Raw genomic sequence first — 26,888 nt, forward strand, 5'->3', positions numbered from 1 at the left:
TCGGCCCGGCGAGACGAGGATCACACCGCCCGCGCGGTGCCGTCGCGAGGGCGGGGCGTGATCTCCGTTGCGGGACTGCGGATTCGGTGGTGGTCCTCGGTTCGTGCGGTGGCGCCGCCTCCCGCGCCGCGTCGTGCCGCGGCGCGTCGTGCGGATCGGCGTTGACCAGTGGCGACGCCGGATCCGCGTGTTCGGTCTGGGTGTCGCCCCTCCCGGGCGTGTCGCCGGAAGCCGAACATCGGCGACCCCGAAATGGACCGCTCGTTATCTGGCTGTGACCGCGCGTCGACCGAAGCGTGTCCAAACGCGGCAAATCGGCGAATCGCGGCGATTTCCGCGCGTCCAAGTCGACACGGGGGATGCGCTTTCGTAATCTTCTCGAGACCTAGCGGAGTCTTGCCGCCCCACCCGGGACGGCATCGCTGGGACCGCCTAATCGGAACCTCTCCGGAGGGGACGAGCCGGGAACCCAAGTTTCTTATGGGGTGAATCCCGTCGAAGCCGCGTTGCGGTGTCGACGGGTAGGGCTGATCTTCCCAGCCCGAACCCGTCAGCTAACTCGGTCGGCGGATGAACGGAAGAAACGGAGTTCCCTTTCTCGTGGCGTCATCTACTTTCACGCGTTCCGCGCGTCGCGCCGCCGTTGCCGGCGCACTCGCAGTCGGAGCCGTCACGGTTTCCGCCGCCCCCGCGCTCGCTGCCCCGGTGGAGATCCCCGGTCTCGGCACCGTCGAGGTGCCCGGTGTGACGCAGCAGCAGGTCGACGATGTGATCGCGCACATCACCCCGAGCATCCCCGCGGGCGTTCTGCCCGGCGTGGCGACGGGTAGTGCCGCCGCGGTTCCCGCCCCCCTCGCGCCCGTCGTCACCGCAGGTGAGAAGGCCGTCGAGGCCGCCCGGGCCAAGCTCGGAGCCCCGTACGTGTATGGCGCCGCGGGCCCGGACGCCTTCGATTGCTCGGGTCTGGTCCAGTGGGCCTACAAGCAGGCCGGACTGAACCTTCCCCGCACCAGCTACGACCAGGCCGCCGCGGGCTTCGCAGTGGCGCAGTCGGATCTGCGGGTCGGTGACGTGATCTCGTTCTACGGCGGAAGCCACTCCGGCATCTACGCCGGCGACGGCAACGTCATCCACGCCTCGACTGCGGGCCAGCCGGTCAAGCTGGCGCCCGTGTCGTCGATGCCGTTCGACGGTGCGCGCCGCTACGCGTGACGCACTCGATGTAGGACGCAAGACGCGTGCAGGGTGGGTTCGACTCCGGTCGGGCCCACCCTGTATTCGTTTCCGATCCCGTCGTCGGCGCTCGTGGCCTCCGGCCATGTGCGAATTGTCCTACTCTCGGGTAGACACGGACATATACCATTCCGTAACCTGTTCGAGACTTAACGGACTCCTTGCAGGCCCCACCGCCGTGCGGTGGAGACGAATCCAGAAACGGAGAGTCGCGCCGCTGTGCCCTCCCAGAAGAAGAATCGTTCGATGCGTGCCGCGCTCGCGGCGGGAGTGCTCTCGCTGACGCTCGTGGGACTTCCCGCCGGCCCGGCCGGTGCGGATCCGGTGATGAACAATCCGACCGAGGCGCTCGAGCGGCTCGCGGACCTGTCCCGCGAGTCCGAGCAGACCACCGAGGCGTTGCACAACGCTCAGATCGACCTCGACGGCAAGCGGGCAGCCCAGGGGGACGCGGAAGCACGACTGGCCGCGGACCGCGAATTGCTGGCCGCGGCCGAGTCCCGGATCGACCAGTTCCGTCCCACGGTCGGCAAGCTTGCCGCCGCCAGCTACCAGGGCGCCCGCACCAACCGCCTGTTCGCGGTGATGGTCAGCGATTCGCCGCAGCAGTTGCTCGACCAGATGTCGGCGCTCGACGCGATCTCGAACGAGACCTCGAGGGCCGTCGCCGGATTCAAGCAGGCGTCCGCCGACGCGAAGGCCGCGGCGGAGTCCTCGCAGGCGTCGGCCGTCGCGGCCCGCGCCGCGACCGAGCAGGCCAAGCTGGTCAGTGACGACCTCCAGAACAAGCAGAGCGAACTGCAGAAGCAGATCGACTCGGTCACCGCGGCGTTCGGCCGGCTCACCGGCACCGAGCGTGCACAGTTGGCCGGCACGCCGTTCCCGGCCGGCGTCGACGCCGGGAGCATCCTGGCGAACCTCGGGCCCGGCTCCGGATCGGCCGCGTTGCAGGCCGGCCTGACGCAGATCGGGAAGCCGTACAGCTGGGGTGCGACCGGTCCCGACTCGTACGACTGCTCGGGGCTCGTCGTCTGGGCATACCAGCAGGCCGGCAAGACGCTGCCGCGGTCGAGCCAGGCGCAGGCCGGAGGCGGCACACCGATCGACAAGAGTCAGCTGCAGCCGGGCGACGTGGTGCTGTTCTACGACGACATCTCGCACGTGGGCCTCTACGCCGGTGACGGAAACGTCCTGCACGCCTCCACCTACGGCACCCCGGTGAAGGTCGACTCCATGGCGACGATGCCGTTCTACGGGGCCCGCCGCTACTGACGGACGCGGCCGGGCGGCAGATACACCGACCCTGGATGGACCCGATACCCAGGGGGTATCGGGTCCATCCGTCTCTGCGGCTCCTAGACTCTCGGACGTGCCCGCTGATGATCACTCGCCGAGTCCCACGCCGCGGCGTCGGGTGCGTCGGTGGGAGTGGGTGGGGCTCGCCGGGCTGGGAGTCGCGGTGGCACTGGTTCTGTCGCTGACGACCCTCGACGACGATGGTGGCGAACCCGCGGTGCGCGACGCCGCGGTACCGATCGGGAACCCGTATGACGAGGGACGCCGCGCGGGCGCCCAGACCGTGCTCGACGAGTGGGCGCGTGCGGTGCGGGCCGGCGACACCGCGGCGCTGCCGGCACTGTTCGATCCGCAGGCGACTCCGGGGTTTCTGGACTCGGAGGTCCGCCGGGCGAACAACGCCGCGCAGGTGCCCTTCGGCGAATTCGCCTACGACATCGGCCTGGATCCGGAGACCCCGGTGCCGGCGGGATTGGCGGAAGCACTCGGTGCCTCCGACGTGTGGGCTCCCGCGGTGTACCTGCGCTACGGCATCGAGGGCGCCGACGCCCAGTCGACCCGCAAGCCGGTGTCGTTGCTGCTGGCTCGGCGCGGCGACGAGTGGAAGCTCGTCGACGATGCTCCGCTTCCCGGCTCGGATCGTGAAACGTGGCGAGGACCTTGGGATTTCGGCCCCGTTCTGACGCGGACGGTGGCAGGCGAGGAGGGGCGTCCGTCGATCGTGCTCGGGCACCCCGAGCAGTCGGAGATGATCGACTTGATCGCGCGGGACCTGGGCGAGGCCGTCGCCCACGTGACCGAGGTGTGGGGTGACGACTGGTCGCGGCGGGCGGTGGTCGTGGTGGCCGGCTCCCAGGAGGAGTTCGCCTCGCTCGTCGGCTCGGACCACAGTGGCGCCGACATCGCGGCAGTGGCGGTGTCCGACGCGGTGGATCGACGATCGGGGACGGCGTCCGGGCAGCGGATCGTGTTCAGCCCGGAATCGGCGGGACGGCTGACCGACCTGACCCGGGTCTCGGTCCTGCGGCACGAGCTCACCCACGTCGCGGCCCGCGCCGCCACCGAGGACGGATCCCCGATGTGGATGCTCGAGGGGTACGCGGACTACGTGGGCTACCGCGGGATCGAGGCACGCTTCGTCGAACTCGCCCCCACCATGGTGGCGGAGATCGCGCGGACCGGCCCGCCGACGGCGCTGCCGGCGAACGAGGACTTCCGTGCCGGCGGTGACACCGCTCGGGCGGCGTACGAGTCGTCGTGGGCCCTTGCGACGTTCATCGCAGCCGAGTACGGCGAGCCGCGCCTGGACGAGCTGTATCGGCAGTTGGCGAAGGGGCCCCTCACCGAGGCCGAACTCGACGGCCGGATCCGTGCGGTGCTGGGTACCGGGACCGACGGGTTGGTCGACGCGTGGTCCGCGTGGATCAAGGCCCAGATGGCCCGACCCTGACGCCGGACCCCCGCCCGTCGGCACCTACGGTGGACACATGCGTCGAACCCTGTTGGTGACGAATGACTTTCCGCCGCGTCCGGGTGGGATCCAGTCGTACCTGCACGCCTTTGCGGCCCAACTGCCCGCAGACGAACTCGTCGTCTACGCCCCGAGGTGGCGTGGGGACAGCCACCTCCGTTTCGATGCCGCGCAGCCCTACGAGGTGGTGCGGCATCCGACGACGCTGATGGTGCCCACACCGTTCGTCGCCCGTCGTGCCGCCGATCTCGTCGAGAAGTACGAGTGCACGAGCGTGTGGTTCGGGGCCGCGGCCCCGCTGGCCCTGCTGGCGCCGACGGTCCGGCGTGCCGGTGCACAGCGGGTGATCGCGTCCACCCACGGTCACGAGGTGGGCTGGTCGATGCTGCCCGGTGCCCGACAGTCCCTGCGTCGCATCGGTGATCACACCGACGCCGTCACCTACGTCAGCAAGTACACGCGGGGCCGGTTCGCGGCGGCGTTCGGGGCGCACGCCGCGCTCGAGCACCTGCCGTCCGGCGTCGACACCGACGTGTTCCGCCCGGATCCGGCGGCGCGGGCCGAACTGCGTGAACGCTACGGACTGGGAGATCGGCCGACGATCCTGTGCCTGTCGCGGCTGGTCCCGCGCAAGGGCCAGGACCAGCTGATCCGGGCGTTGCCCGCGATCCGGCGGCGGATCGACGGTGCCGTGCTGGTGATCGTCGGCGGCGGGCCCTACGCCGAGCGGTTGCAGGCGCTGGCGCACGAGTGCGGGGTCGCCGAGCACGTCGTGCTCACCGGTGGCGTGCCGGCGGCGGAACTGGCCGCGCACCACACGATCGCGGACGTATTCGCGATGCCGTGTCGGACTCGCGGCGGCGGACTGGACGTCGAGGGACTGGGCATCGTCTACCTCGAGGCGTCGGCGACGGGTGTCCCGGTGATCGCAGGCCGGTCCGGCGGCGCGCCCGAGACGGTCGTCGAACACGAGACCGGACTGGTCGTCGACGGCACCTCCGTGGACGACGTCGCGCAGTCGGTGATCTCGGTGCTCGAGGACCGGGATCGGGCCGCCGCGATGGGTGCGGCAGGGCGTGACTGGGTGAAGGCGAACTGGCGTTGGGATGTGCTGGGGGACAAGCTGCGTCGTCTGCTGGCCTGAACCGCCGGGAGATCGGGGCCCGACGAGACCGGCGCCCACCGTCCTGGTGGACGGTGGGCGCCGGTCTTCTCGTCGTGGTGGAACTACTTGTAGATCCCCTCGATGTCGTCCGCGAAGCTCTCGTGCACGACGTTGCGCTTGAGCTTCATCGTCGGGGTGAGCTCGCCGCTCTCCTCGGTGAAGTCGACGGGCAGGATGCGGTACTTCTTGATGGCCTCGGCATGCGAGACGAGCTTGTTGGCCTCCGCTATGGCCTCGTCGATCTCGGCGGTCAGATCGGGGTCGCCGAGTAGCTCGGCGACCGTGGTTCCGGCGGTCTTCCCGTTGCGCTCGTTCCAGCCTGGCAGCGCCTCGGCGTCGATCGTGATCAGTGCGCCGATGAACGGCTTCTGGTCACCGACGACGATCGCCTGGCTGATCAGCGGGTGGGCCCGCAGGTGATCCTCGAGCTGCGCGGGGGCGACGTTCTTGCCGCCGGCGGTGACGATGATCTCCTTCTTGCGGCCGGTGATGGTGATGTAGCCGTCCGAGTCGACGGTGCCCAGGTCGCCGGTGTGGAACCAGCCGTCCTCGATGGCCTCCTTCGTCGCCTCCTCGTTGCGCCAGTAGCCGGAGAACACCACCGGGCCCGACAGCAGGATCTCGCCGTCCTCGGCGATCCGGACGGCATTGCCGGACAACGGCTTTCCGACCGAGCCGACCTTCTGGTGGCCGATCGTGTTGACGGCGAACGCGGCGGTGGTCTCGGTGAGGCCGTAGCCCTCGTAGATCGTCACGCCGATGCCGCGGAAGAAGTGGCCGAGGCGCGCACCCAGGGGGGCGCCTCCGGAGATCGCGAGCTGGCACTTGCCGCCGAGCGCGGCCCGCAGCTTGGAGTAGACCAGCTTGTCGAACACCGTGTGCTTGATGCGCAGGAGCAGGCCCGGGCCGCCGTTGTCCTGGGCCTGGCTCCACTCGACCGCGGTGGTGGCCGCCGCGTCGAAGATCTTGCCCTTGCCCTCCGAATGCGCCTTCTGCCGGGCGGTGTTGTAGACCTTCTCGAACACCCGCGGAACCGACAGGATGAAGTCGGGCTTGAAGGTCGCGAACGTCGGGACCAGGTTCGGGATGTCGCTGGTGTGGCCGAGGGCGGCGCCGGCGTCGAAGGCTGCGATGCTGACCGCGCGGGCCAGGACGTGCGCCAGCGGCAGGAACATCAGGGTGCTCACGCCGGGCGACGTCAGCAGCTTGCCGAGGCTCGAATCGACGATGCCCTTGGACTCGGCGATGAGGTTCGAGTGGGTGAGCTGGCAGCCCTTGGGGCGTCCGGTGGTGCCGGAGGTGTAGATGAGGGTCGCCGGATCGCTCGCCTTCAGTGCCTTCGCGCGGGCGTGCACGTCGGCGTCGGGGATGCCGGCGCCCTGCTCCGCGAGGACCGCGACCGCGCCCTTGTCGGTGCCGGACGGCTCGATCTGGAGGACCGCCCGCAGGTCGGGTGCGGCGGCGGCGACCTCGGCGACGTCGGCGGAGTGCTCGGCGGTCTCGACGATGAGGCCGATCGCACCGGAGTCCTCGAGGATCCACTTGACCTGCTCCGCGGAGGACGTCTCGTAGATCGGCACCGTGACGCCGCCTGCGCTCCAGATCGCGTAGTCGAACAGCGACCACTCGTAGCGGGTCGCGGACATCAGCGCCACCCGGTCGCCGGGCTGCACACCGCGGGCGATCAGGCCCTTCGCGGTGGCCGTCACCTGGTCGGCGAACTCACGCGCGGTGACGTCCACCCAGGACCCGCCGACCAGACGCCGGTAGACCACGTGCTCGGGCCTGGTCGTCGAGTACTCGAAGACGGAGTCGACCGCAGAGGCGTCCTCCGGGATCGTGAACGTGGCTGGGACACTGAACTCGGGCACGACGACCTCCGACACTGCAGATACTGGCGAGTAGGTTTGCTGGTCCTCACGATAGACCGCCGAGGCCAGCACGCGGCAAGGCTACCTACCTGCGGCTTGCCGGGTCCGCTCCCACCCAGGTGTAGTCCAGATCACGGGCCGCGGGGGCGGTGTGTGAAGCTGTGGGAGTGAGCAGCATTCAGGTCGCCGACCAGACTTTCGTCGCCGCAGCCCCGGAGAAGGTGGCTGTCCGCGTATCCGTGCCCGCGCGCTGGCGTGCGTGGTGGCCCGACCTCGTTCTCGACGTCCGTGAGGATCGCGCGGAGAAGGGGATTCGCTGGACGGTGGCGGGTCCGCTGACCGGCACGATGGAGGTCTGGCTCGAGCCCGTGATGGACGGCACCATCGTCCACTACTTCCTGCATGCGGAGCCCACCGGCGTGGCCGCGCCGGCGCTGGGATCGCTCGATCTGGCCGGAATGAACCACGCCCGGCGACTCGCGGGCAAGGCGATGACCTTCGAGCTCAAGCAGCAGCTCGAGGCGGGACGCGCCGCGGGGGAACCCCCGCAGCCGTGAGCGGCCGCATGGGATTGTGAGTCCCGCCGGAAATCGTGTGTGATGGACGTGCGGTGACGCGTACGTCGCGCCGTCCTGAAAGGAAGCGTCCGAGGCATGGCTGAGAAGACCAAGAGGTCGATCACCGTCGACGCGCCCGCCGAGCGGGTGATGGGGGTGATCGCCGACTTCGGTGCGTATCCGGCATGGGTGGAGGCCGCGAAGTCCGTCGAGGTGCTCTCGACGGGCCCCGACGGTCGCGCCGAGCAGGTCCGATTCGTGCTGGACGCCGGGATGGTCAAGGACACCTACGTGCTCCGGTACCGCTGGGCTCCCGACGGGATGTCGGTGAGCTGGGAGTTGGTCTCCGGTGAGATTCAGAAGGCGCAGTTCGGCTCGTACACGCTCGAACACGACGCCGACGGCGCCACCCGGGTCACCTACGAACTGACGGTGGACCTGACGATCCCGATGATCGGCCTGTTCAAGCGCAAGGCGGAGAAGGTCATCACCGACACCGCGCTCAAGGAACTGAAGAAGCGGGTGGAGGGCTGAGCGCCGCCGGTGCCACCCGGACCACCCGGATCCGACTGTTCGTCGGCAAGGGCGGTGTCGGCAGGACGACGCTGGCGGCGGCCACGGCCGTCGCGCTCGCCGAGGCGGGACGACGGGTCCTGCTGCTGTCCCTCGACCAGGCGCACTCGCTGTCCGACGTCCTCGACCGGCCGGTGGGGCGGAGCGACGAGGTGCTCGTCGGGCCCGGTCTGCATGCCCGCGAGATCGACACCCGGGCGTTGCTCGAAGACCGCTACCGCGGACTGGTCGCGCTGCTGGCCCTGGGCGGCTCCCACGACCACGGGGCCCAGTTCGCCGATCTGGCACCCGAGGAACTGACGGGACTGCCCGGCGTCGAGGAGGCGCTCGGGCTCGACGAGGTGGTGCGCCTGGCCGAACAGGCCCGGTGGGACGTGATCGTCGTGGACTGTCCACCGACCGCGGACGCGTTGCGCACGTTGGCGATTCCCGGTTCGCTCGCGGGATACGTCGAGCGGGTGTGGCCGCAGCATCGGCGGGTCGCCGCTGCGACGTCGACGGACGTCAGGCTGGCCTTCGTCGTCGCGATGCTCGACCGGATGCTCGACGCGACCGCCGCCGTGGGGGCCCTGCTGGAAGACCGCGACCGGACGTCGGTGCGGGTGGTGACCACCGCCGAGCGGGTCGTGGTCGCGGAGACCCGCCGGATCCTGTCGGCGTTGGCGCTCGCGGGCCTGCGCGTCGATGCGATCGTCGTGAACAAGACTGCACCCCGGTCGGGTTCGGACGAGCAGGCGGAGGAGCTCGACAGCTGGTGGGCCGCGCGCCGCGCGGCGGAGCGGAATGCGCTGGCCGCGTTGACGTCGGCGGCGGACGGGGCGACCGTGCTGTCCGCCGCCCACGTCGCGAACGAACCGATAGGGTGGGATGCCCTCGGAGGTGTGGCACGCGCGGTCTACGCGGACGTGACCGATCCGTCCGAGGTGTCAGAGGCACCCGGGACCGACCGTGCCCCGATACGCGTCGCCCTCGAATCGGGTTCGGGCGACGTCGAATCGGTGTACGCGATGCGCATGTACCTGCCGCTCGCCGATCCCGGGACGTTGACGCTGGGACGAGTGGAGGACGACTTGCTGGTGGGGGCTGACGGCCGACGTCGTCGCGTGCGCCTGGCGTCGGTGCTGCGTCGCTGCATCGTGCGGGACGCCGACTTCGACGGCTCCGACCTGGTCGTGCGGTTCGTACCCGACCCCGCGGTGTGGCCCCGGTGACCGGCGAGCACGCCGAGTTGGCGGCCGAACTCAGGGCGCTCGCCGAGACCGTTCTCGACCGGCTCGAGCCGATCCTGCTCGAGATCGCGGCGGACCGCACCGGGGAACGCGGAGCCGGGACCGACGGCGCGGACACCGGTCTCCAGCCGGCCTGCAGCACGTGCTCGTGGTGTCCGCTCTGCGCGCTGGCCGCGCTGATCCGCGGTGAACAACACGACCTCGTCACCCGACTGGCCGGTCAGGGGTCCGTGGTACTCGCCATCCTCCGCCAGATCCTGGACGACCACGACCGAGCGGCCACCGATGCCGCCGCCGGGTCCGCCGCGGCGGGGACCGCGCCCCCGGCCGAATCGTCGCCGCCGGCGCCGACGTCGTCCTTCGTGCCGATCGACGTCACGATCAAGGACTAGGCCCGCCGTTCCGGTCGCGGTGCGCGGTCGGCACAATCAGCAGGGTGCACAGCACCCAACTTCTCACCGTCGGAGTCGACGTCGGGGGTACCAGCATCCGGGCGTCGGTCGTCGATGCGAGCGGTGACGTGCTCGACACCGCCCACGCACCGACACCGCAGGCGGCGGACGCGCTCGAGCGGGGGATCGAGCGGGCCGTCCGCGAGCTGGCCGATCGGCACCGCATCGCGGCGGTGGGGCTCGCCGTCGCCGGTTTCGTCGATTCCGACCGCACCACGGTCCGGTTCGCCCCACACCTGCCGTGGGTCGACGCCCCGGTGGCCCGGACGCTGGGAGGCCGGCTGGGTCTGCCCGTCGTGCTCGAACACGACGCGAACGCGGCCGCGTGGGCGGAATGCCGGTTCGGTGCCGCCGCCGGTGGACGGAACGTCGTCATCGTGGCGATCGGCACCGGCATCGGCGCCGCGCTGCTGATCGACGGCCGGCTCTACCGGGGCAGCTTCGGCGTCGCCCCCGAACTGGGGCACATGCAGGTCGTCCCCGAGGGGCGCGCGTGCGCGTGCGGCAAGCGAGGATGCTGGGAGCGCTACTGCAGCGGCACCGCGCTGGTCGACACCGCGCTCGAACTGCTCGCTGCGGATCCGTCGTCGTCGACGGTGCTGGCCCGCGCCGTCGCGGTCGATCCGGGGTCGCTCACCGGGCGTCGCATCGCGGCGGCGGCCGCGGAGGGGGATCCGCTGGCGCTCGCGACGTTCGCGGAGTTCGCGCGGTGGCTCGGGGTGGGGCTGGCGACGGTCTCGGACGTCTTCGACCCCGACCTCATCGTGATCTGCGGCGGGGTCGGGATGTCGGCTCCGTTGTACCTGGACGAGGCCCGCGAGCACTACGCGCGCCTGACGACCGGTGCGGGGCACCGGCCGCTGGCGCGGATCCGGCACACCCTGCTCGGTGAGGCGGCCGGGATGATCGGAGCGGCGGACCTGGCCCGGGCGGCGTGTGGCAGCGGTCCGGACTGCTGAGTACAGTCATTCCCAAGGTGGAGGCCTGGGTAGACCTGGGGAAATCGAGCTCGGACGGAAGGACGCCATGTGGTACTGGCTGTTTAAGTACGTGTTGTTGGGTCCGATGCTGTTGCTCCTCGGGCGTCCGAAACTCGAAGGCGCCGAGAACATCCCGACCGACGGCCCGGCTATCCTCGCCAGCAACCACCAGGCGGTGCTCGACTCCTTCTTCCTTCCGCTGCGGGTCAACCGCCGCATCACGTTCCTCGCGAAGAGCGAGTACTTCACCGGCACCGGACTAAAGGGCCGCTTCCAGCGGTGGTTCTTCTCGGCCGTCGGTCAGGTGCCGATCGACCGGACCGGCGCCTCCGCCGCACAGGACGCGCTCAACGCGGGCCTGCGGGTGCTCGGTGAGGGCAAGCTGCTCGGGATCTACCCCGAAGGCACCCGCTCGCCCGACGGCCGCCTCTACAAGGGCAAGACCGGTATGGCCCGCCTCGCGCTCGAATCCGGGGTCAAAGTCATCCCGGTCGCGATGATCGACACCGCGAAGGTCAACCCGATCGGCTCGCGCATGTGGAAGCCGGCGAAGGTCACCGTCCGCATCGGGGAGCCGATCGACTTCTCCCGCTTCGAGGGCATGGGCGGCAACCGCTTCGTCGAGCGGGCCGTCACCGACGAGGTCATGTACAAGCTGATGCGCCTGTCGGGGCAGGAGTACGTCGACATCTACGCGGCCACCCTGAAGGACCCCGGTCCGGCCGCGGTCGAGTCCGCGGCCGACGCCGCCCGCGTGCCCGACACCCGCGCCGGATAGGCGAACCCGAAGCCTCCACGATTCCGACCAGCCGAGTGCGGATGCGCGCGGCCACGTGCGCCGTGGCCGCTGCCACGGCCGTCATGAGTCTGCCCGTGATGTGGATCCGCATCGCCGCGGCCGGCCGGATGCACGATCCGTCCGATGCGCCGCACGCGCCGGTCGCGATCGTCCTCGGCGCGCGGGTGCGGGCCGGGCGGCCGATGAAGTTCCTCCAGGGCCGGTTGGACGCGGCGGCGGGACTGCTCGCGGACGGCAGGGCGTCCGTCGTGCTGGTCTCCGGTGACGCCCACGGGAAGTCCGGTGACGAGATCGCCGCGATGACCGGCTATCTCGTGGCGGCGGGCGTCGACCCCGCACGGATCGTCGAGGACCCGTACGGGCTGGACACCTACGACACCTGCGTCCGCGCCGCCCGCACGTTCGGCGTCCGCCGTGCCCTCGTCGTCACCCAGCGTTTCCACCTGCCGCGCACAGTCGCGCTGGGACGCGCCGCCGGCGTCGATGTCGACGGTGTCCGGGCGGGCCGGGCCGGGGGCCGCCGATCGACGCTGCTGAAGAACACCGTCCGGGAGTTCCTCGCCTACCCGAAGGCCGCACGAGACGTCCTCAGCGGCCGTGCGCCGAAAGTATGCTCTCCGCCCACGGATTCGGTGGCCGCGGCGCTCGCGCGGTAGGCCGGTTCCGGGTTCCGATCGCGGTATCTTCCCAGTCGTGCCCCTCGCATCGTTCCGGCGAACCCGGCCCCGGCTGTTCTGGATCCTCGTCGCCGTCGTGACAGCCGGCCTGTACGCCGGTTCCCTCGCCGTGTACGCGTCGAGCACCGAAGACGAGGACGAGGTCGTCGTCGTTCAGGCCGACGCCGACGAGGTGGCCGTGATCGTCACCCCGACGGGGCTGCACCCCGCCTCCGGTCGACTCGACGTCGAGGTCACCATCGTGCCCGGGACCGACTTCACCGGACCGGACGGGGACACGCTCGCCGTACCGATCAACCTGCATCTGGCGCCCAGCGCGTCGCGCACCGAGTTGCTGTTCCCGGTCGGCTCGGTGCCGACGACGTTCGACGCTCAGCTGATGGCGCGGGGCCGGGCCGGGCGGTGGCCGCTCGACCGGTTCGACGTGACCCCCATGGTGGCCGACGCGTACACGGTGGCCGGGGGTGCCGTCGAGATCCATCGCAGCCGCGTCCTCCTCGCGGACAACGTCGAAGGGTGGACGGTCCGGGCGGAGTCGGTGTCCGTCGACGAGGAGTACGCGTCCAGCGGTATCGGGGCGGCGGTGTATCTCGCCAGGGGCGTAGGCACCCTGGTGTACTCGGCGATCCTGCTGCTGATGATGGCAACGCTCGCGGCGCTGGCCGCGTTCGTGGCCGTGCAGACGGCCCGACGGCGCCGCAAGGTGCACACCGACATGCTGAGTTGGATGGCCGCGATGCTGTTCGCGGTCGTCCCGTTGCGCGGCATCCTGCCGGGCAATCCACCGATCGGCTCGTGGGTCGACATCGCGCTGACCATGTGGGTGGTGGTGACGCTCGTCGGGTCCCTCACGGTGTACGTCCTGTGCTGGTGGCGTGACACCGCCGGGGAGTGCTCGGACGGGCCGTCAGGGGGCAGCGGCCAGTTGCGGAGTGCCGGCCACCGCGGCGTCGTCGACCCGGCGGCGTCCGAAGTACACGACGACAGCGGCGATGACGGCGACCGCCCACCACACGTACGCCGACGCGAGGACCTGATCGACCGGGGGCCAGTCGGTTCCCTCCCAACGTCCGTGACCGAGGCGCCAGTGCGGGGCGATCACGAACATCGCCCAGCTGGCGAGCACGCCGGCACCGAGGACGAGGCTGCGGCGTCGGTAGGCCTCGACGCCGACGAGCAGGAGCAGCGGAGCCACCCAGACCCAGTGGTGTGACCACGACACCGGCGAGACCAGCAGCCCGAGCAGTGCGTTGACGCACAACGCCAGCGCCGTCGCACCCGCCGCGAACGCCCGCCACATCGCGAACCCGGCGAGCACCAGCGCGGCGGCACTTAGCAGCAGCCACAGCACGCTGCGGACGGACGGGTCGAGACCGAGCCGGGCGAGGACACCGGTGATGCTCTGGTTCGCGGGATACGCGGGCGTACCGATCCGGCCCGAATCGCGCAGGGTGTCGGTCCAGTACGTCCACGAGTCGGCGCGCGCCAGCACGAACCCGATCGCGCCGAACCCGACGAAACTCAGCCCCGTCGTCACCGTCGCCCGGAAGTCCTTGCGGAGCAGGAAGAACAGGACGAAGACGGCGGGAGTCAGCTTGACGGCTGCCACGAACCCGATCAGCATGCCCCGCGGCCACGGCGTCTTCTTCATCAGAGTGTCGGCGGCGACGCACGCCATCAGCAGGATGTTCACCTGGCCGTAGTCCAGCGTCGAGTACACCGGCTCGAGCGTCAGGGCGGCGGCCGCGGCGGCCAGCGCCGTCCAGACCAGCGTGGAGCGCGGCGAGATCCCGATCGACGCGAGCGTCAGCACCAGCGTCGCGAACAACGCCACCAACGACAGGACCGTCAGCACCCCACCCGCCGCTTCCAGCGAGATCGCCGACATCGGACTGAACACCACCGCCGCGAGCGGCGGATAGGTGAACGGCAGCCCGATCCCCGACTGCGTCGGCGGCATCGCGCCGTACAGCGGACCACCGTCGGCGAACACCGAACCGCCGAGCCGGTACACGTCGAGGTCAATCCGATAGTAGGAGCCGATGTCGCGCAGGCCGGGGATCCCGACCAGGTGGTATGCCGCGCCGGCCACACACGCGATCACGATCGCGATCCGGGCGGCGACGATGCCCGTCGAGCGCGGTCGCGGCGTCGCCGGTGGCGAGTCCGCCGCGGCAGGGGAGGACCGGTCGGCGGAATCGGGGGTGGGGGTGCGCACCTCGCTATCCTGCTACGAACAGGGGACGTGGTGTCGAGTGACCCGGCGCGTGGGGCATAAGCTCTCCCGGTGCGCTACTTCTACGACTGCGAGTTCATCGAGGATGGTCGCACAATCGAGCTCGTCTCGATCGGTGTGGTTTGCGAGGACGGCCGCGAGTTCTACGCGGTGTCCACCGAGTTCGATCCCGACCGGGCCGGCAAATGGGTCCGCCGGAACGTGCTGCCCAAGCTGCCGCCGCCGTCGTCGCCGCTGTGGAAGAGCCGGTCCCGGATCCGCGACGACCTGATGAAGTTCCTCGTCCCGCGTCCGGGTATCGAACCGGAACTGTGGGCGTGGGTCGCGGCGTACGACCACGTCGCGCTCTGCCAGCTGTGGGGTGCGATGACCGAGCTGCCGTCGAACATGCCGCGCTACACCCGTGAACTGCGCCAGCACTGGGAGTTCCACGGCTGCCCGCCGCTGCCGCCGGTCCCCGACGACGCGCACGACGCGCTCGCCGACGCCCGGCACAACCTCGCGAAGTTCGACGCGATCGAGGCATTCCGCGCCGTCAGGTGATGCGAATCGCTCGCCGGTCCGCTGCGGCGAATCCCCGTGAATGGGGCCTTGGCTGACTCGCACCGGGCGAGGCGAATATCCTGTAGTGGTGAACTGGACTGTGGACGTTCCGATCGACCGCTTGCCCGAACTGCCGCCGCTGCCCGCGGGTATGCGCGAGCAACTCGACGCCGCGCTCGCCAAGCCGGCCGCGCAGCAGCCGCAGTGGCCCGCCGACCAGGCGGCGGCCATGCGCACCGTCCTCGAGAGCGTGCCGCCGATCACGGTGGCCAGCGAGGTCGAGGCACTGTCGGCGAAGCTCGCCGAGGTGGCACGCGGCGAGGCCTTCCTGCTGCAGGGCGGTGACTGCGCGGAGACCTTCGCGGACAACACCGAACCGCACATCAAGGGCAACATCCGCACGCTGCTGCAGATGGCCGTCGTGCTCACCTACGGCGCGAGCCTGCCCGTCGTCAAGGTCGCGCGCATCGCCGGCCAGTACGCCAAGCCGCGCTCGTCGAACACCGACGCGCTGGGACTGCAGTCGTACCGCGGTGACATGGTCAACTCGATCGTCGCCGACGAGGCCGTCCGGGTCCACGACCCGTCCCGCCTGGTCCGCGCCTACGCGAATGCCAGCGCCGCGATGAACCTCGTCCGCGCGCTCACCGGCGCCGGCATGGCCGACCTGCACAAGGTGCACGACTGGAACCGCGAGTTCGTGACGTCGTCGCCGGCCGGTGCCCGCTACGAGGCCCTCGCCGCCGAGATCGACCGCGGCCTGCAGTTCATGAACGCGTGCGGCGTCACCGACCCGAGCCTGCACCACGCCCAGATCTTCGCCAGCCACGAGGCACTCGTCCTCGACTACGAGCGTGCGATGCTGCGCCTCGACAACGACGACGACCACCCCAAGCTGTACGACCTGTCGGCGCACTTCCTGTGGATCGGCGACCGGACCCGTCAGCTCGACGGCGCGCACATCGCGTTCGCCGAACTGCTCGCCAACCCGATCGGCCTCAAGATCGGCCCGAGCACCACCCCCGAGATGGCCGTCGAATACGTCGAGCGACTCGACCCGACGAACAAGCCCGGCCGGCTCACCCTGATCTCCCGGATGGGCAACGGCAAGGTGCGCGATCTGCTGCCGGCGATCATCGAGAAGGTGCAGGCCACCGGCCACCAGGTGATCTGGCAGTGCGATCCCATGCACGGCAACACCCACGAGGCGTCCACCGGCTACAAGACCCGCCACTTCGACCGCATCGTCGACGAAGTACAGGGCTTCTTCGAGGTCCACAACGGACTCGGCACCCACCCCGGCGGCATCCACGTCGAACTCACCGGCGAGAACGTCACCGAGTGCCTCGGCGGTGCGCAGGACATCTCCGACCTGGACCTGTCCGGTCGCTACGAGACCGCCTGCGACCCCCGCCTGAACACCCAGCAGTCGCTGGAACTGGCCTTCCTCGTGGCGGAGATGCTGCGCGGCTGACCTCCACCCCGTAACAGCTGAAGGGTCCCTTCGTACGCGCACAGCGCACGAAGGGACCCTTCAGCTGTTACCAGGGGGCGATGCGCGGGCGCCGCGGTCAGGGGAAGGAGATCAGCGTGACGGTGCCGCCGGGGGCCACCCGGTCACCGGTACCCGGATTCTGCGAGATCACCAGGGACCGGTCCGATCCGGCCACCTGACGGACCTCGTACTGCAGGCCCAGTCGGTCCAACTCCGATTTCGCGGAGCCGACGGTGCGTCCGAGCATCGACGGAACCTTCACCGCGTTGGAGACCATCAGGGTGACGCTCGACCCGGCCTTGACGCTGGTCCCCACCGCGGGGTCGGTGCCGACGGCGTCGCCGGCGTCGACGTTCGCGTCGAACACCTGCCGGGCGTCGCGGACGGTGATGCCGACCGAGTCCAGTGCCTGACGGGCGGCGTCCTCCGACATCCCGGAGACGTTCGGGACGTCCACCGGCGGTGCGCCCTTGCTGCGGATCATCCGCACCTCGGCTCCGACGTCGAGCATCGTGCCGGGGGCCGGTTCGAGTGCGGCGATGCCGCCGACCGGGACCCGCGCACTGAATGCCTCGCCACCGTCGACGGGGGTGAACGTGCGCTCGCGCAGCGAGGCCTCGACCGCGGCGACGTCGCCGCGGCCGCTGACCTCGGGGACGGTGGGACGGCCCAGCGACACCAGCAGTGTCACGTCCGATCCGCGCGGCACCTTCGCACCCGCGGCCGGATCGGTGCCGACCAGGGCGTCGACGGCCACGACGTTCGAGTACTCGCCCCGGGTCTGCGCGGAGAGTCCCGCCGCCTCGATCGCGGTGGTGGCGCCGGCGGTGTCGAGGCCGTCGATCGCCGGGATCGCCGCGTACCGCCCCGAGCCCAGCCACCAGCCGCCGAATCCGAGTCCGGCGGCGACCAGCAGGATTACCAGCAGCCACACCAGGACGGTGCGCCGGGATCGGAGGCGCTGAGCGTCGAGGCTCCCGTGGCCGGGCTCGGCGGGTGGTTCGTGGCCGGACGGGGTCTCGGGCAGGCGCGGCGTCGCGGTGGTGACGACCTTGGTGTGCTGGACACCCGACGGCCGTCCGTCCGCCGGTGCCGCCGGCATCACCGTCGTCGCGTTCTCGGGCGGCCCGACCGCCCCGGCAGCGGGGTTCGCCGGGTTCTCCGGGTTCTCGTGCGGCGTGCGGGTGGTCGCGGCGGAGGCGACGCCGACCTGTTGCGGCGCCCGACGTGGGGCCGGAACCCGGTACGACGGCAACTGCAACTGCGCGCTCACCGAACGCAACTCGGCCGCCATCGCGGCGGCATCCGCGAAACGCTCGTCCGGGTTGCGTTCGGTGGCGCGGACAACGAGTTCGTCGAACTCCGCCGGGACACCGTCGATGACGCTGCTGGGCTCGGGGACGTCGTTGTCGATGCGCTGGTAGGCGATCGACAGCGACGTGTCGCCGGCGAAGGGCGTGGTACCGGTCAGCATCTCGAACAGCAGGATCCCGGCCGCGTAGACGTCGCTGCGGGCGTCCGCGGTCCCGGTGGTGACCTGCTCGGGAGACAGGTAGGCGGCGGTGCCGAGGATGACGCTGCGCGACGTCGTGTTCGACGCGGCGATCGCCCGGACCAGACCGAAGTCGGCGATCTTGACGTCCCCCGCGTGCGAGATGAGCACGTTCTCGGGCTTGACGTCCCGGTGGACCAGGCCGGCGCGATGCGCGACGGCGAGTGCCTCGAGCACGGGCCGGGCGACGGCCGCGGCGGCGTGCGGGGGCATCGGGCCGCGTTCGCGCAGGAGCTCCCGCAGCGTGCCGCCCTCGACGAGCTCCATGACCAGGAAGGCGTGCTCGCCGTCGCTGCCCTGGTCGTGGACGCCGACCAGTCCGGGATGGTTGAGCCGGGCTACCGCGCGGGCCTCGAACTCGAAGCGGGCGAGGAACTGAGGATCGGCCGCGAACTGCGGATCCATCACCTTGATCGCGACCGGTCGGTCCAGACGCAGGTCCATGCCGCGATACACGGTGGACATGCCGCCGCGCGCGATGGGTGCATCGATGCGGTAGCGCCGATCGAGCACCACGCCGATCAGTCGTCGACCTCCGGGATTCAAGCTTGCGCCCCCTCGTTCCTTCCACAGATTCAGTTCGATCGTAGTCAGCCCGCGCCGCCGTCCCGCTCCCACGACGGGACCGTGGTCGAAGCGGCGGTGCGGACCCGATAACGTTACGGGAGTGAGTGCTATCCCTTACTGCGATGACGTGTTGGACCGATCGATCTCTCTGCTGCAGTTGGCAGACGTGTCGAAGCAGATGGGTCTGGTCGTCACCCAGGTGCATCAGTTGCTGCGTGACCGGGAGATGATCGCCGTTCGACGGGACAGCGTCCTCGGCGTTCCGGAGGCGTTCTTCGGCGACGACGGACAGCCCGTCCGTTTCCTGGCCGGGCTGATCCGGGTGCTGAAGGACGGCGGCTACGAGGACGAGGAAATCCTGCAGTGGCTGTTCACCGAGGACGATTCGTTGCCCGGTACCCCCGTCGACGCGCTGCACGGCGACCTGGCCCGCGAGGTTGTCCGCCGGGCACAGTCGATGGCCTTCTGAGCTTCGCTGGTCGCGTCGCGGGGCCGACTCGCGACGCGACCTGACGGTGTGGTGTGTGCCGTCAGCGGTCCCGCACCGTCAGGGTTCGCGCGAGCAGCGGCAACGCCACCGCCAGTCGTCGGTGCCGAGGAACTGTCGCGCGCCGGTCGAGGACCCGGAATCCGCTGGTCTCGACCTCGTCGAGGATCTCGGCATACAGCACGAACGCGGCGCGCATCCCCGGACGGACGTGGGGTTCGAGCATGTCCAGTCCCGGCTCCGCCCGCCGGTAGAGCGCCCGCGTGACGGCCGCGAAGTGGGCGAGCGCCCGCCGCAGCCGCGGGTCGACCGTCCCGGTGCGCCGACAGTGGCGCAGCAGGTCCTCGTCCACCCCGAACGCGGTCCACGTGTCGGCCGGCAGATACACCCGGCCACGGTCGAGGTCCTCGCCGACATCGCGGATGAAATTGGTCATCTGGAAGGCCTCGCCGAGCGCCGCCGCCGGAGGTGAGGCCTCCGCGAGGGACGTCGTGGTGCCCAGGACGGGCAGCATCTGCAGGCCGATCACCGCGGCCGACCCGTGCATGTACCGGCGCAGCGCGTCCATGTCGGGGTAGCTCGCACAGAAGGTCGGCGTGCCCGGGATGTCCATGCGCATCGAGTCGAGGAACGCCCGGAAGTGGGCGACCGGGATGTCGTAGCGGCGGATCGTGTCGGCGAGGGCGGCGACGACCGCGCCGGTGCGCGGATCGGTCACCGGGCGTCCGGCGAGTGCGTCGTCGAGGTGCGACTCGACGAGGTCGACCGCGGCCGCCCGCTCCGCCGGTGCCCGCCCGGCACAGTCCACATCGACGACGGCGTACACGGCCGGGCGTCGCTCGACCGGCAGGAGTCGGGTGGCCAGGTAGTACGTGCGGCCGTGCTCGGCCGCCAGTCGTCGGCAACGGCGGTACGCCGAAGGCAGGTCGTGGACTGGAACGGTGGGGGTCACGGCAGTGGAAGGGGCGCTGGGGATATCACAGCGGCGACGAATGCCGCTTGGGCGTCGTCTGCGCCAGCTGATCCACGACGTGCGCGGTCGCCTCGGGCATCACCTTCTCCGACACCGACCGCAACCGCAGCGGATCCACCGTTTTCAGCGCGACCGCGGCCACGACCGCGACGAACGTGGCGAGCACGACGTGGAAGAAGGAGTACATGCCGAGGCCGCCGTCCGGCTGGAACACCAGCATCAGCCACGTCGACAGGCCCACGAGAATCTGCAGGGTCCGGGTCGACATCGCGAAGCCGGCACCGATCGACAGCGGCCACGAGTAGTACCAGGGCAGGGCGGCGGGGGAGAGGACGACGATCGCGACCAGGGCGACGAGCATGCCCATCACCGCGTCGCGCTCGGTCTTCCGGAACCGCCACCAAACCCAGACGAGGATCGCCACGAGAGCGACCATGCAGATCATGCGGGTGACGTCGAGGACCGGGCCCAGGCGTGCACCCGTGAACCATCCGGTGCCGACGGTGACGATGTGGGCCATGATCGTCGGCAGCGACAACCAGTTGATGATCTTCGCGGAGCCCGACAGCGCGGTGAGCCAGCCGAGCCCGACACCGGCGGCCGCGGACGCCGCGGCGAAGACCGCCAAGAACACCGCGACACCGGTACCCGCGGTCTTGAAGAACGACGACAGCGGGGTGGCGGGTTCGCGGCCCTCGGCGAGCGCTTTGTCGCGTTCGTGGATCATCCAGATCCACACGATGAACGGCAACGCGATGCCCGCCATCGCCTTCACCGCGACACCGACAGCGATGATCGCGACCGCCGCGACGTGCCGGCGGTCGAGGGCCAGCGTGATGCCGACGACCATGAGGCCGACCATCAGCAGTTCGTTGTGCACACCACCGATGAGGTGGATCAGGACCAGGGGATTGAGCACGGCCAGCCACAGGGCGATCGCCGGGTTGCCGCCGAGCTGGCGCGCCAGTCGCGGCAGCGCCCACATCAGCATCGCGAGCCCCGGCAGGAACGCCAGTCGCAGCATCATCGTGCCCGCGACGACGTTGTCGCCGGTGATGGACGTGATGCCCTGGCCGATCAGCAACGACACCGGGCCGTACGGCGCGGTGGTGGTGGTCCAGACGTTGCTGACGTTGTCGAGCAACAGACCCGGATTGACCACCGGACCGACCGCGTACGGATCGAAGCCGTCGCGCAGCAGCGCCCCCTGCGCGAGGTAGGAGTATGCGTCGCGGCTGAACATCGGGACCGCGAGCAGCATCGGGGCGGTCCACATCGGGACCGTCCAGAGCAGCGCGCGGAGGCCGACACGCCCCTTGATCGTGGCTCGGCCGAGGCGCACCCACGCGGCGATCATCGCCAGGACGCCGCCCCAGATGACCATTGTCGACAGGGCGTAGCCGTGGCCGAACCGCAGCCACGACAGGCTCATGTCCTCGAGGAGCGGATCGTGGCGACGCACGCTTCCGGCGCCGAAGCCGCCGAACGTGATCATCACGGCGCCGGCGAACCCGAGAACGGTCGCATGTCCCTCGGGGGTGCGCAGATAGTCGGCGCTCGAACGCAGCCAGGACCGCTCGGATACGGCGGTCTCGGATACGGCAGTGGTGTGGATTCCGGAAGAGGCCGACATCGGTGCAGGTTCCTCCCCCGGAAGGATCGTTCGGTGGCATCCGGCCGCGTCGTGACGGTCGGACAGCATGGGACGGGTAGTCAGTTTAGTGTGTCGCCGGCGATTATCCGGCAAGCTCAGGATTCGACGGCCCACAGATTCGGTCGGCGGCGAGTTTTCCGGAGATCAGAACCGTCGGGACGCCGACGCCGGGCGTCGTGCCGGATCCCGCCAGAACGACGTTGGCCGGGCGTCGCAGCAGGTTACGCCGCCGAAAGGGCCCGGTCTGACGGAAGACGTGGGCCGGCGCGAACGGGCTGCCCGCGGCCATGCCCTGTGCGGCCCACGTCACCGGCGTGTCCGTGTGATCAATGACATAGGCCGTCGAGACGCCGTCGTATCCGCGCGCCTCGAGCACCTGCAACAGTTCGCGGGTGTACGGCCCGGCCAGCGCTGACCAGTCGAGTGGGGCGCTGTCGAGGTTGGGACACGGCGCCAGCACCGACAGCGGTTCGTGTTCGACGCCGTCGCGGGTGACGACCAACCCTGGATCGGTCACCGCCGGTCGGGTGATCAGCAGCGACGGGTCGCTCATCAGGCGGCCGCGGCCGGGCCGGGCCGCGATCTCGGCGAACGTGCGCTCCCACTGCGCGCCGAAGTCGATCGTGTGGTGGTGCGCGGCGCCCCACCCGGCGGCGACGGCGCGGGGGACGGTGCCGTGCAGCACGACCGCCGACGGCGAGATCCGCTGACGCCGGACGCGGCGGGTCGCGAGCAGGTCGTCGACGATCGGCAGGTCCGGGGTCAGGACCAGGGCATCGCACGGGAACGACCGGCCGTCGGCGGTGCGCACGGCCCGCACCCGGTCGCCGGTCCGCTCGACACCGGTCACATCGGCGCCCAGATGCAGGGTGCCGCCGGCCGAGGTGAACGCGTCGGCCATCGATTCGGAGATCGTGCGCATCCCACCCTCGGGGAACGACACCCCGAGCGAGGTGTCCATGTGCGCGATGGCGCCGTACACCGCGAGCGCCTTCGCGGGCGCCACCCCCGCGTACAGGGCCTGGAACGTGAAGATCCGCCGCAGCCGCGGGTCGGTGACCCGCCGGGCGACCTGACCGCCGAGCCGGCCGAAGCCGCCCGCCGCGACCAGCCGCGCCAGGTCGGTCGCCGACTTCCGGGTCGAGAACAGATCCAGCGGCGAGTCGAAGTTCGCGTCGATGAACGTGTCGAACTCCGCGTCGAACACCCGTGCCAGCCACCGCCGCAGGTCCAGGTAGCGCCGGGCCTCCTCCGGCCCGCACGCCCGGGTGACCTCGGCGACCATCCGCTCCGGATCGGAGTGCACGTCGATCGCCGAGCCGTCCGCGAACCGCGCGTGGTAGGCGGGCGTCAACCGGCGCAACCGCAGTGGCGGCGTCGTCGTGTCGAAGTCCGCGCCGACCGCGGCCAGCGCATCGCGCACCAGTTCGGGCATCGTCAACACCGTCGCGCCGTTGTCGATCACGTACCCGGGACCGCGGTACACCCCGACGCGCCCACCGGGGTGGTCGGCGCGTTCGAGGAGCGTCACGTCCCGGCCGCGCCCCCGCAGATGCAACGCCGCCGACAGTCCCGCGAGCCCGGCGCCGACGACCACGACCCGGTCGGTGCGGCCCGGAACGGTGCGTACAGCCACGACGGTCAGGCGTCCCGGCGGGTGACGGCGATCGCCATCTCCCGCAGCTGCCGCTTGCCCTCGTCGGTCGCGGTGCTGCCGTCGAGCGCCGCGAATGCGCTGGCCGTCAGTTCGGAGATGCGGCGTTCAGCGTCGTCGACGGCGCCGAGATCGGTGATCACGGTGCGCAGACGCGCGACCTGCGCGTCCGACAGGTCGGTGCCGATCGACTCCCGCAGCAGCGCCGCGATCGACGGGTCGGACCGATCGGCGCGCTGCAACGCCTCCGCGAACAACACGGTGCGCTTGCCCGCGCGCAGGTCGTCGCCGGACGGCTTGCCGGTGACCTCGGGGTCACCGAAGACCCCGAGCAGATCGTCGCGGAGCTGGAACGCGATGCCGATGTCGGTGCCGAACCGGCGGTAGGCCTCGATCAGGGCGTCGTCGGCCCCGGCCAGCGCCGCACCCAGGTGGAGCGGGCGTTCGATCGTGTACGCGGCCGTCTTGAACCGATTGACGCGCAGCGCGGCCTCGATGGACTCGTCGGCGCTCACCTCGCCGCTGATGTCCAGGAACTGGCCGCCGAGGACCTCGGTCCGCATCGCCGACCACACGGGGGAGACCCGCGCGAGGGCCTCCGGCGCGAGCCCCGACTCACGGACCATGTCGTCGGCCCAAGCCAGGGCGAGGTCGCCGAGCAGGATCGCGACGGCCCGGCCGTACTCCGCGCTGCCGCCGCTCCACTGCTGCGCGCTGTGCTTGTCGGCGAACTCGATGTGCACGGTGGGGAATCCCCGGCGCGTGGTCGACGCGTCGATGATGTCGTCGTGCACCAGGGCGCACGCCTGCACCAGTTCGAGCGCGGACGCGCTCCGCAGCGCCGCGTCCGCCTGCGGGCCGTCGGGGTCCCCACCGGCACCGAGCCAGCCCATCCACGCGAAGGCCGGACGCACCCGCTTGCCGCCACGCAGGACGAAGCTCTCGAGGGTCGCGACGGCGGTCTCGTAGCCGCCGCCGACCGCCCGGATCGTGTCGGACCGCGACGCGAAGAACTCGCGGAGGGCACCTTCGACGAGGTCGGTGAGCGGTGGGATGGACCGGGAAGGGCGAGCGGACTCGCCGGCTCCAGCGGACAGGGCAGCCTCCAAGTTGAGTACGGAACCGGCGCGCGGCGATGACCGACGCGGGTACGGCTCGACACCACCATAGTGGTCGCACGGAAGTGGGGGCCGCCGGTGCGGACGCAGCGCGATGCGGGGGAAACCGGGTGGCCAACCTATGCTGGATCGGTGACATTCGATGCCGTTCGGGGGCGCAACAGCGCGGGTTGGGAGACCCAGACCCCATCGATCGTGGACCGGATCAGCTCGTCGGAATCTTCCCAGCGTGGCCGGATACCCTTCTCCGTCGAGTTCTCGCCGCCTCGTGACGAGGCCGCCGAGGCGCGTCTGTGGCGCGCGGTCCGCGAGTTCGAGCGGCTCGGTCCGGCGTTCGTGTCCATGACCTACGGCGCGGGCGGCTCGACGCGGGACCGCACGGTCCGGGTCACCGGCCAGCTCGCGGAGGACACCACGCTGCTCCCGGTGGCGCACCTGACCGCCGTGGGGCACAGCATCGACGAACTGCGGGCGATGTGCGGTGCATACGCCGATCGCGGCATCAGCAACATCCTCGTGCTCCGAGGGGACCCGCCCGGCGATCCGCTGGGCGAATGGGTCAAGCATCCCGACGGCGTCGAGTACGCCGAGGACCTGGTCCGTCTCGTTCGGGACATGGGCGACTTCCACGTGGGTGTGGCCTCGTTCCCGGAGGGCCACTACCGGGCGCCCGACCTCGAGCACGACACGAAGTACCTCGTGTCCAAGCTGCGGGCCGGCGCCGAGTACTCGATCACCCAGATGTTCTTCGACGTCGACGACTATCTGCGACTGCGCGACCGCGTAGTGGCCTTCGACCGCGAGCAGGGTGAGAAGCCGATCATCCCCGAGATCATGCCGATCACGTCGTTGCGCTCGGCCCGGCGCAGTCTGGAACTGTCCGGCTCGAGTCTGCCTCCGGCACTGGAGGAGCGGCTCACCCGAGCAGCGGGCGACGGTCCGGAGGAGAACCGTGCGGCGGTGCGCGAGATCGGCATCGAGGTCGCGACCGAGATGAGCGAGCGGCTGATCGCCGAGGGAGCGCCGTGCCTGCACTTCATCACCCTCAACTTCGCGCGGGCCACCGGCGAGGTGCTGGCGAACCTGGGAATGTCGGCGTCGACCACGGTGTGACGACGTCCTCTGACGTCCTCTGACGTCCCCCGGCATCAGCCGATCGGCCGGTCCTTCCACCGCAGCCCGCCGCGGCGGAGGCCGCGGTGGGAGGCCGCGGTGAGGCCGATCAGTCCGACGATCGACACCGGGTGGGCGGCCGCGTCCAGCAGGTCGCCCCGGTCGGGTCGACGACCCGTCTCGACTGCTCGCGCGGCCAGCCGTGAGGCGGCCGCTGCGAGATAGCCCGCAGCCCCCCACCGGCGAGTGCTGCCTCGACCGAACAGCATTGCCGCCGGCGGCACCAGATAGGTCAGTGCGGCCGCGGCGGCGACGGCCGTCGATCCGGCGGCGGAACCGTATGCCGTCCACAGCCAGCGGGTGTGTCCGGCGCGCAGCGCGCCGGAATCGGTGTACATCCGGCAACTGGCCCTGTCCTGCGCGGCGACCACCGCGGTCCGTCCGCCGTGGCGTCGCACCGCCCGGGCGATGTCGAGATCCTCGGTGAGGCTGTCGGCGACGACGGCGTGCCCGCCCATCCGGAAGTAGGCGGCGGCGTCGAACACGAGGAACTGCCCGCACGCCACCGCCGTCGACGGCCGGCGGCTGCCGTTGGCGAGCCGGACCGGCAGCATCGAGAACCACGACCAGCACAGCAGCGGCTGGATGAGGCGTTCGGTCGCGGTCACGGCGTCCTGCCGGGGCCACGGGCAGACGAGATCGGTGCCGGTGCGGCGCAACGCGGTCACGGCGGCCGCGACGGCGTCCGGGGCCAGTCGCACGTCGGCGTCGAGAAAGACCAGCACACCCGGTCGGGTGGGATCGACCAGTCGGGCCGCGTGTTCGGCGGCCGTCCGGCAGGCGGCGGTCTTGCCCAGCCACCCGGCGGCCGGTGGCGTCGTGGAGCGGATCAGCGCGAATCGGCTGTCCCCGTCGAACGCGTGTTCGGCGATCCGGGCCGTCGCATCGGTGGAGTCGTCGTCGAGGACGATCACCCGCAGGGTGCCGAGGAGGATCTGGCCGCGCAGATCCGTGACGAGTCCGGCGATCCGGTCCGCCTCGTTGCGGGCCGGCACCACGACCGTCACCGATTCGTCCACCGGTTCGGCGTGCATGCGGGGCAGCCCGGCCACATTCGCGGCGCTGACCGCGGCCGCGGCGAGCGCGAGTCCGGCGCCCACACGGGTCGCGACGGCGGGTGTTCCCACTAGCGA

23 protein-coding genes, 1 pseudogene and 1 riboswitch are annotated in these 26,888 nt (G+C 70.7%); of the genes and pseudogenes, 16 read left to right on the plus strand and 8 right to left on the minus strand.

All coding sequences use genetic code 11. From position 1 onward, the window contains the following. The first annotated feature begins 419 nt into the window (after positions 1-419). Positions 420-585, plus strand: a riboswitch (cyclic di-AMP (ydaO/yuaA leader). A 15-nt stretch (positions 586-600) separates the two neighbouring features. From IJ15_RS0103955 to IJ15_RS0103970, 4 genes are all read left to right on the plus strand, one after another. Continuing rightward, positions 601-1,212: a C40 family peptidase gene (locus tag IJ15_RS0103955; protein ID WP_031937047.1), complete on the plus strand. Its 612-nt coding sequence runs from the start codon at positions 601-603 to the stop codon at positions 1,210-1,212. Positions 1,213-1,452: 240 nt separating this feature from the next. Then, positions 1,453-2,505, plus strand: coding sequence for an NlpC/P60 family protein (locus IJ15_RS0103960; RefSeq protein ID WP_031937048.1), 1,053 nt, complete (start codon positions 1,453-1,455; stop codon positions 2,503-2,505). A gap of 97 nt (positions 2,506-2,602) precedes the next feature. Next, a complete protein-coding gene (locus tag IJ15_RS0103965; RefSeq protein ID WP_031937049.1) occupies positions 2,603-3,979 on the plus strand; it encodes a peptidase MA family metallohydrolase in 1,377 nt (458 codons plus the stop codon). A 37-nt stretch (positions 3,980-4,016) separates the two neighbouring features. Then, positions 4,017-5,144, plus strand: a complete 1,128-nt coding sequence (locus IJ15_RS0103970; RefSeq protein WP_031937050.1) for a glycosyltransferase family 4 protein — start codon at positions 4,017-4,019, stop codon at positions 5,142-5,144. A gap of 83 nt (positions 5,145-5,227) precedes the next feature. On the opposite strand, the gene IJ15_RS0103975 is transcribed toward IJ15_RS0103970, so the two are convergent. Further along, the gene (locus IJ15_RS0103975) at positions 5,228-7,036 is read right to left on the minus strand and encodes an AMP-dependent synthetase/ligase (protein ID WP_031937051.1); all 1,809 of its coding nucleotides are present in this window, start codon (positions 7,034-7,036) and stop codon (positions 5,228-5,230) included. Between the two features lie 167 nt (positions 7,037-7,203). Between IJ15_RS0103975 and IJ15_RS0103980 the strand changes: the two genes are divergently transcribed. The 8 genes and pseudogenes from IJ15_RS0103980 to IJ15_RS25465 form a co-directional block, all read left to right on the plus strand. Continuing rightward, a complete protein-coding gene (locus tag IJ15_RS0103980; RefSeq protein WP_031937052.1) occupies positions 7,204-7,593 on the plus strand; it encodes a hypothetical protein in 390 nt (129 codons plus the stop codon). A 96-nt stretch (positions 7,594-7,689) separates the two neighbouring features. Beyond that, positions 7,690-8,127, plus strand: coding sequence for an SRPBCC family protein (locus tag IJ15_RS0103985; protein WP_031937053.1), 438 nt, complete (start codon positions 7,690-7,692; stop codon positions 8,125-8,127). Positions 8,128-8,162: 35 nt separating this feature from the next. Continuing rightward, positions 8,163-9,377, plus strand: a complete 1,215-nt coding sequence (locus tag IJ15_RS0103990) for an ArsA family ATPase (RefSeq protein WP_331281006.1) — start codon at positions 8,163-8,165, stop codon at positions 9,375-9,377. Beyond that, a complete protein-coding gene (locus IJ15_RS0103995) occupies positions 9,374-9,787 on the plus strand; it encodes a hypothetical protein (RefSeq protein WP_031937055.1) in 414 nt (137 codons plus the stop codon). Before IJ15_RS0103990 ends, IJ15_RS0103995 begins: the two co-directional genes overlap by 4 nt. Before the next feature lie 44 nt (positions 9,788-9,831). Then, the gene (locus IJ15_RS0104000; RefSeq protein WP_051918490.1) at positions 9,832-10,806 is read left to right on the plus strand and encodes an ROK family protein; all 975 of its coding nucleotides are present in this window, start codon (positions 9,832-9,834) and stop codon (positions 10,804-10,806) included. 67 nt (positions 10,807-10,873) lie between these two features. Beyond that, the gene (locus IJ15_RS0104005) at positions 10,874-11,605 is read left to right on the plus strand and encodes a lysophospholipid acyltransferase family protein (protein ID WP_031937057.1); all 732 of its coding nucleotides are present in this window, start codon (positions 10,874-10,876) and stop codon (positions 11,603-11,605) included. Positions 11,606-11,688: 83 nt separating this feature from the next. Next, positions 11,689-12,282: a SanA/YdcF family protein gene (locus IJ15_RS0104010; RefSeq protein WP_231569415.1), complete on the plus strand. Its 594-nt coding sequence runs from the start codon at positions 11,689-11,691 to the stop codon at positions 12,280-12,282. Positions 12,283-12,412: 130 nt separating this feature from the next. Continuing rightward, positions 12,413-13,168, plus strand: a pseudogene (locus IJ15_RS25465) (DUF4436 family protein); the annotation flags it as partial. 42 nt (positions 13,169-13,210) lie between these two features. Here IJ15_RS25465 and IJ15_RS0104020 read toward each other — a convergent pair. After that, positions 13,211-14,521, minus strand: a complete 1,311-nt coding sequence (locus tag IJ15_RS0104020; RefSeq protein WP_031937060.1) for a glycosyltransferase 87 family protein — start codon at positions 14,519-14,521, stop codon at positions 13,211-13,213. Positions 14,522-14,590: 69 nt separating this feature from the next. Between IJ15_RS0104020 and IJ15_RS0104025 the strand changes: the two genes are divergently transcribed. Beyond that, positions 14,591-15,082 carry a polyadenylate-specific 3'-exoribonuclease AS gene (locus tag IJ15_RS0104025; RefSeq protein WP_031937061.1) on the plus strand — a complete coding sequence of 164 codons (492 nt, stop codon included), beginning with the start codon at positions 14,591-14,593 and terminating at the stop codon, positions 15,080-15,082. A gap of 88 nt (positions 15,083-15,170) precedes the next feature. Beyond that, on the plus strand, positions 15,171-16,556 hold the full coding sequence (locus IJ15_RS0104030) for a class II 3-deoxy-7-phosphoheptulonate synthase (protein WP_031937062.1): 1,386 nt from the start codon (positions 15,171-15,173) through the stop codon (positions 16,554-16,556). Between the two features lie 97 nt (positions 16,557-16,653). Here IJ15_RS0104030 and pknB read toward each other — a convergent pair whose 3' ends face one another. Continuing rightward, positions 16,654-18,675: a Stk1 family PASTA domain-containing Ser/Thr kinase gene (gene pknB, locus IJ15_RS0104035; protein ID WP_031937063.1), complete on the minus strand. Its 2,022-nt coding sequence runs from the start codon at positions 18,673-18,675 to the stop codon at positions 16,654-16,656. A 121-nt stretch (positions 18,676-18,796) separates the two neighbouring features. On the opposite strand from pknB, the gene IJ15_RS0104040 reads away from it, so the two are divergent. Further along, positions 18,797-19,165: an Rv2175c family DNA-binding protein gene (locus IJ15_RS0104040; RefSeq protein WP_031937064.1), complete on the plus strand. Its 369-nt coding sequence runs from the start codon at positions 18,797-18,799 to the stop codon at positions 19,163-19,165. A gap of 61 nt (positions 19,166-19,226) precedes the next feature. On the opposite strand, the gene IJ15_RS0104045 is transcribed toward IJ15_RS0104040, so the two are convergent. The 4 genes from IJ15_RS0104045 to IJ15_RS0104060 all read right to left on the minus strand — a co-directional run bounded on the left by IJ15_RS0104045 (position 19,227) and on the right by IJ15_RS0104060 (position 24,573). After that, a complete protein-coding gene (locus tag IJ15_RS0104045) occupies positions 19,227-20,135 on the minus strand; it encodes a phytoene/squalene synthase family protein (protein WP_031937065.1) in 909 nt (302 codons plus the stop codon). Positions 20,136-20,160: 25 nt separating this feature from the next. After that, positions 20,161-21,789 (minus strand): alpha-(1->6)-mannopyranosyltransferase A, encoded by a 1,629-nt coding sequence (locus IJ15_RS0104050; protein WP_031937066.1) that lies wholly within the window; start codon positions 21,787-21,789, stop codon positions 20,161-20,163. 103 nt (positions 21,790-21,892) lie between these two features. Continuing rightward, the gene (gene crtI, locus IJ15_RS0104055) at positions 21,893-23,446 is read right to left on the minus strand and encodes a phytoene desaturase family protein (protein WP_231569416.1); all 1,554 of its coding nucleotides are present in this window, start codon (positions 23,444-23,446) and stop codon (positions 21,893-21,895) included. Between the two features lie 5 nt (positions 23,447-23,451). Next, complete coding sequence (locus IJ15_RS0104060) at positions 23,452-24,573, minus strand: polyprenyl synthetase family protein (RefSeq protein WP_031937068.1); 1,122 nt, start codon at positions 24,571-24,573, stop codon at positions 23,452-23,454. A 141-nt stretch (positions 24,574-24,714) separates the two neighbouring features. Between IJ15_RS0104060 and metF the strand changes: the two genes are divergently transcribed. After that, positions 24,715-25,695, plus strand: coding sequence for a methylenetetrahydrofolate reductase [NAD(P)H] (gene metF, locus IJ15_RS0104065; RefSeq protein WP_081880566.1), 981 nt, complete (start codon positions 24,715-24,717; stop codon positions 25,693-25,695). Between the two features lie 35 nt (positions 25,696-25,730). Here metF and IJ15_RS0104070 read toward each other — a convergent pair whose 3' ends face one another. After that, the gene (locus IJ15_RS0104070; RefSeq protein ID WP_031937070.1) at positions 25,731-26,882 is read right to left on the minus strand and encodes a glycosyltransferase; all 1,152 of its coding nucleotides are present in this window, start codon (positions 26,880-26,882) and stop codon (positions 25,731-25,733) included. Between the last annotated feature and the right edge of the window lie 6 nt (positions 26,883-26,888).

This window comes from Prescottella defluvii, from assembly GCF_000738775.1.
Lineage (GTDB): Bacteria > Actinomycetota > Actinomycetes > Mycobacteriales > Mycobacteriaceae > Prescottella > Prescottella defluvii.

Excerpts from the sequence above, each read along its gene's own strand:
- IJ15_RS0104005 (WP_031937057.1), top strand. The coding sequence starts at position 10,874 with ATGTGGTACTGGCTGTTTAAGTACGTGTTGTTGGGTCCGATGCTGTTG.
- IJ15_RS0103985 (WP_031937053.1), top strand. The coding sequence starts at position 7,690 with ATGGCTGAGAAGACCAAGAGGTCGATCACCGTCGACGCGCCCGCCGAG.
- IJ15_RS0104010 (WP_231569415.1), top strand. The coding sequence starts at position 11,689 with ATGAGTCTGCCCGTGATGTGGATCCGCATCGCCGCGGCCGGCCGGATG.
- IJ15_RS0104050 (WP_031937066.1), bottom strand. The coding sequence starts at position 21,789 with ATGTCGGCCTCTTCCGGAATCCACACCACTGCCGTATCCGAGACCGCC.
- IJ15_RS0103970 (WP_031937050.1), top strand. The coding sequence starts at position 4,017 with ATGCGTCGAACCCTGTTGGTGACGAATGACTTTCCGCCGCGTCCGGGT.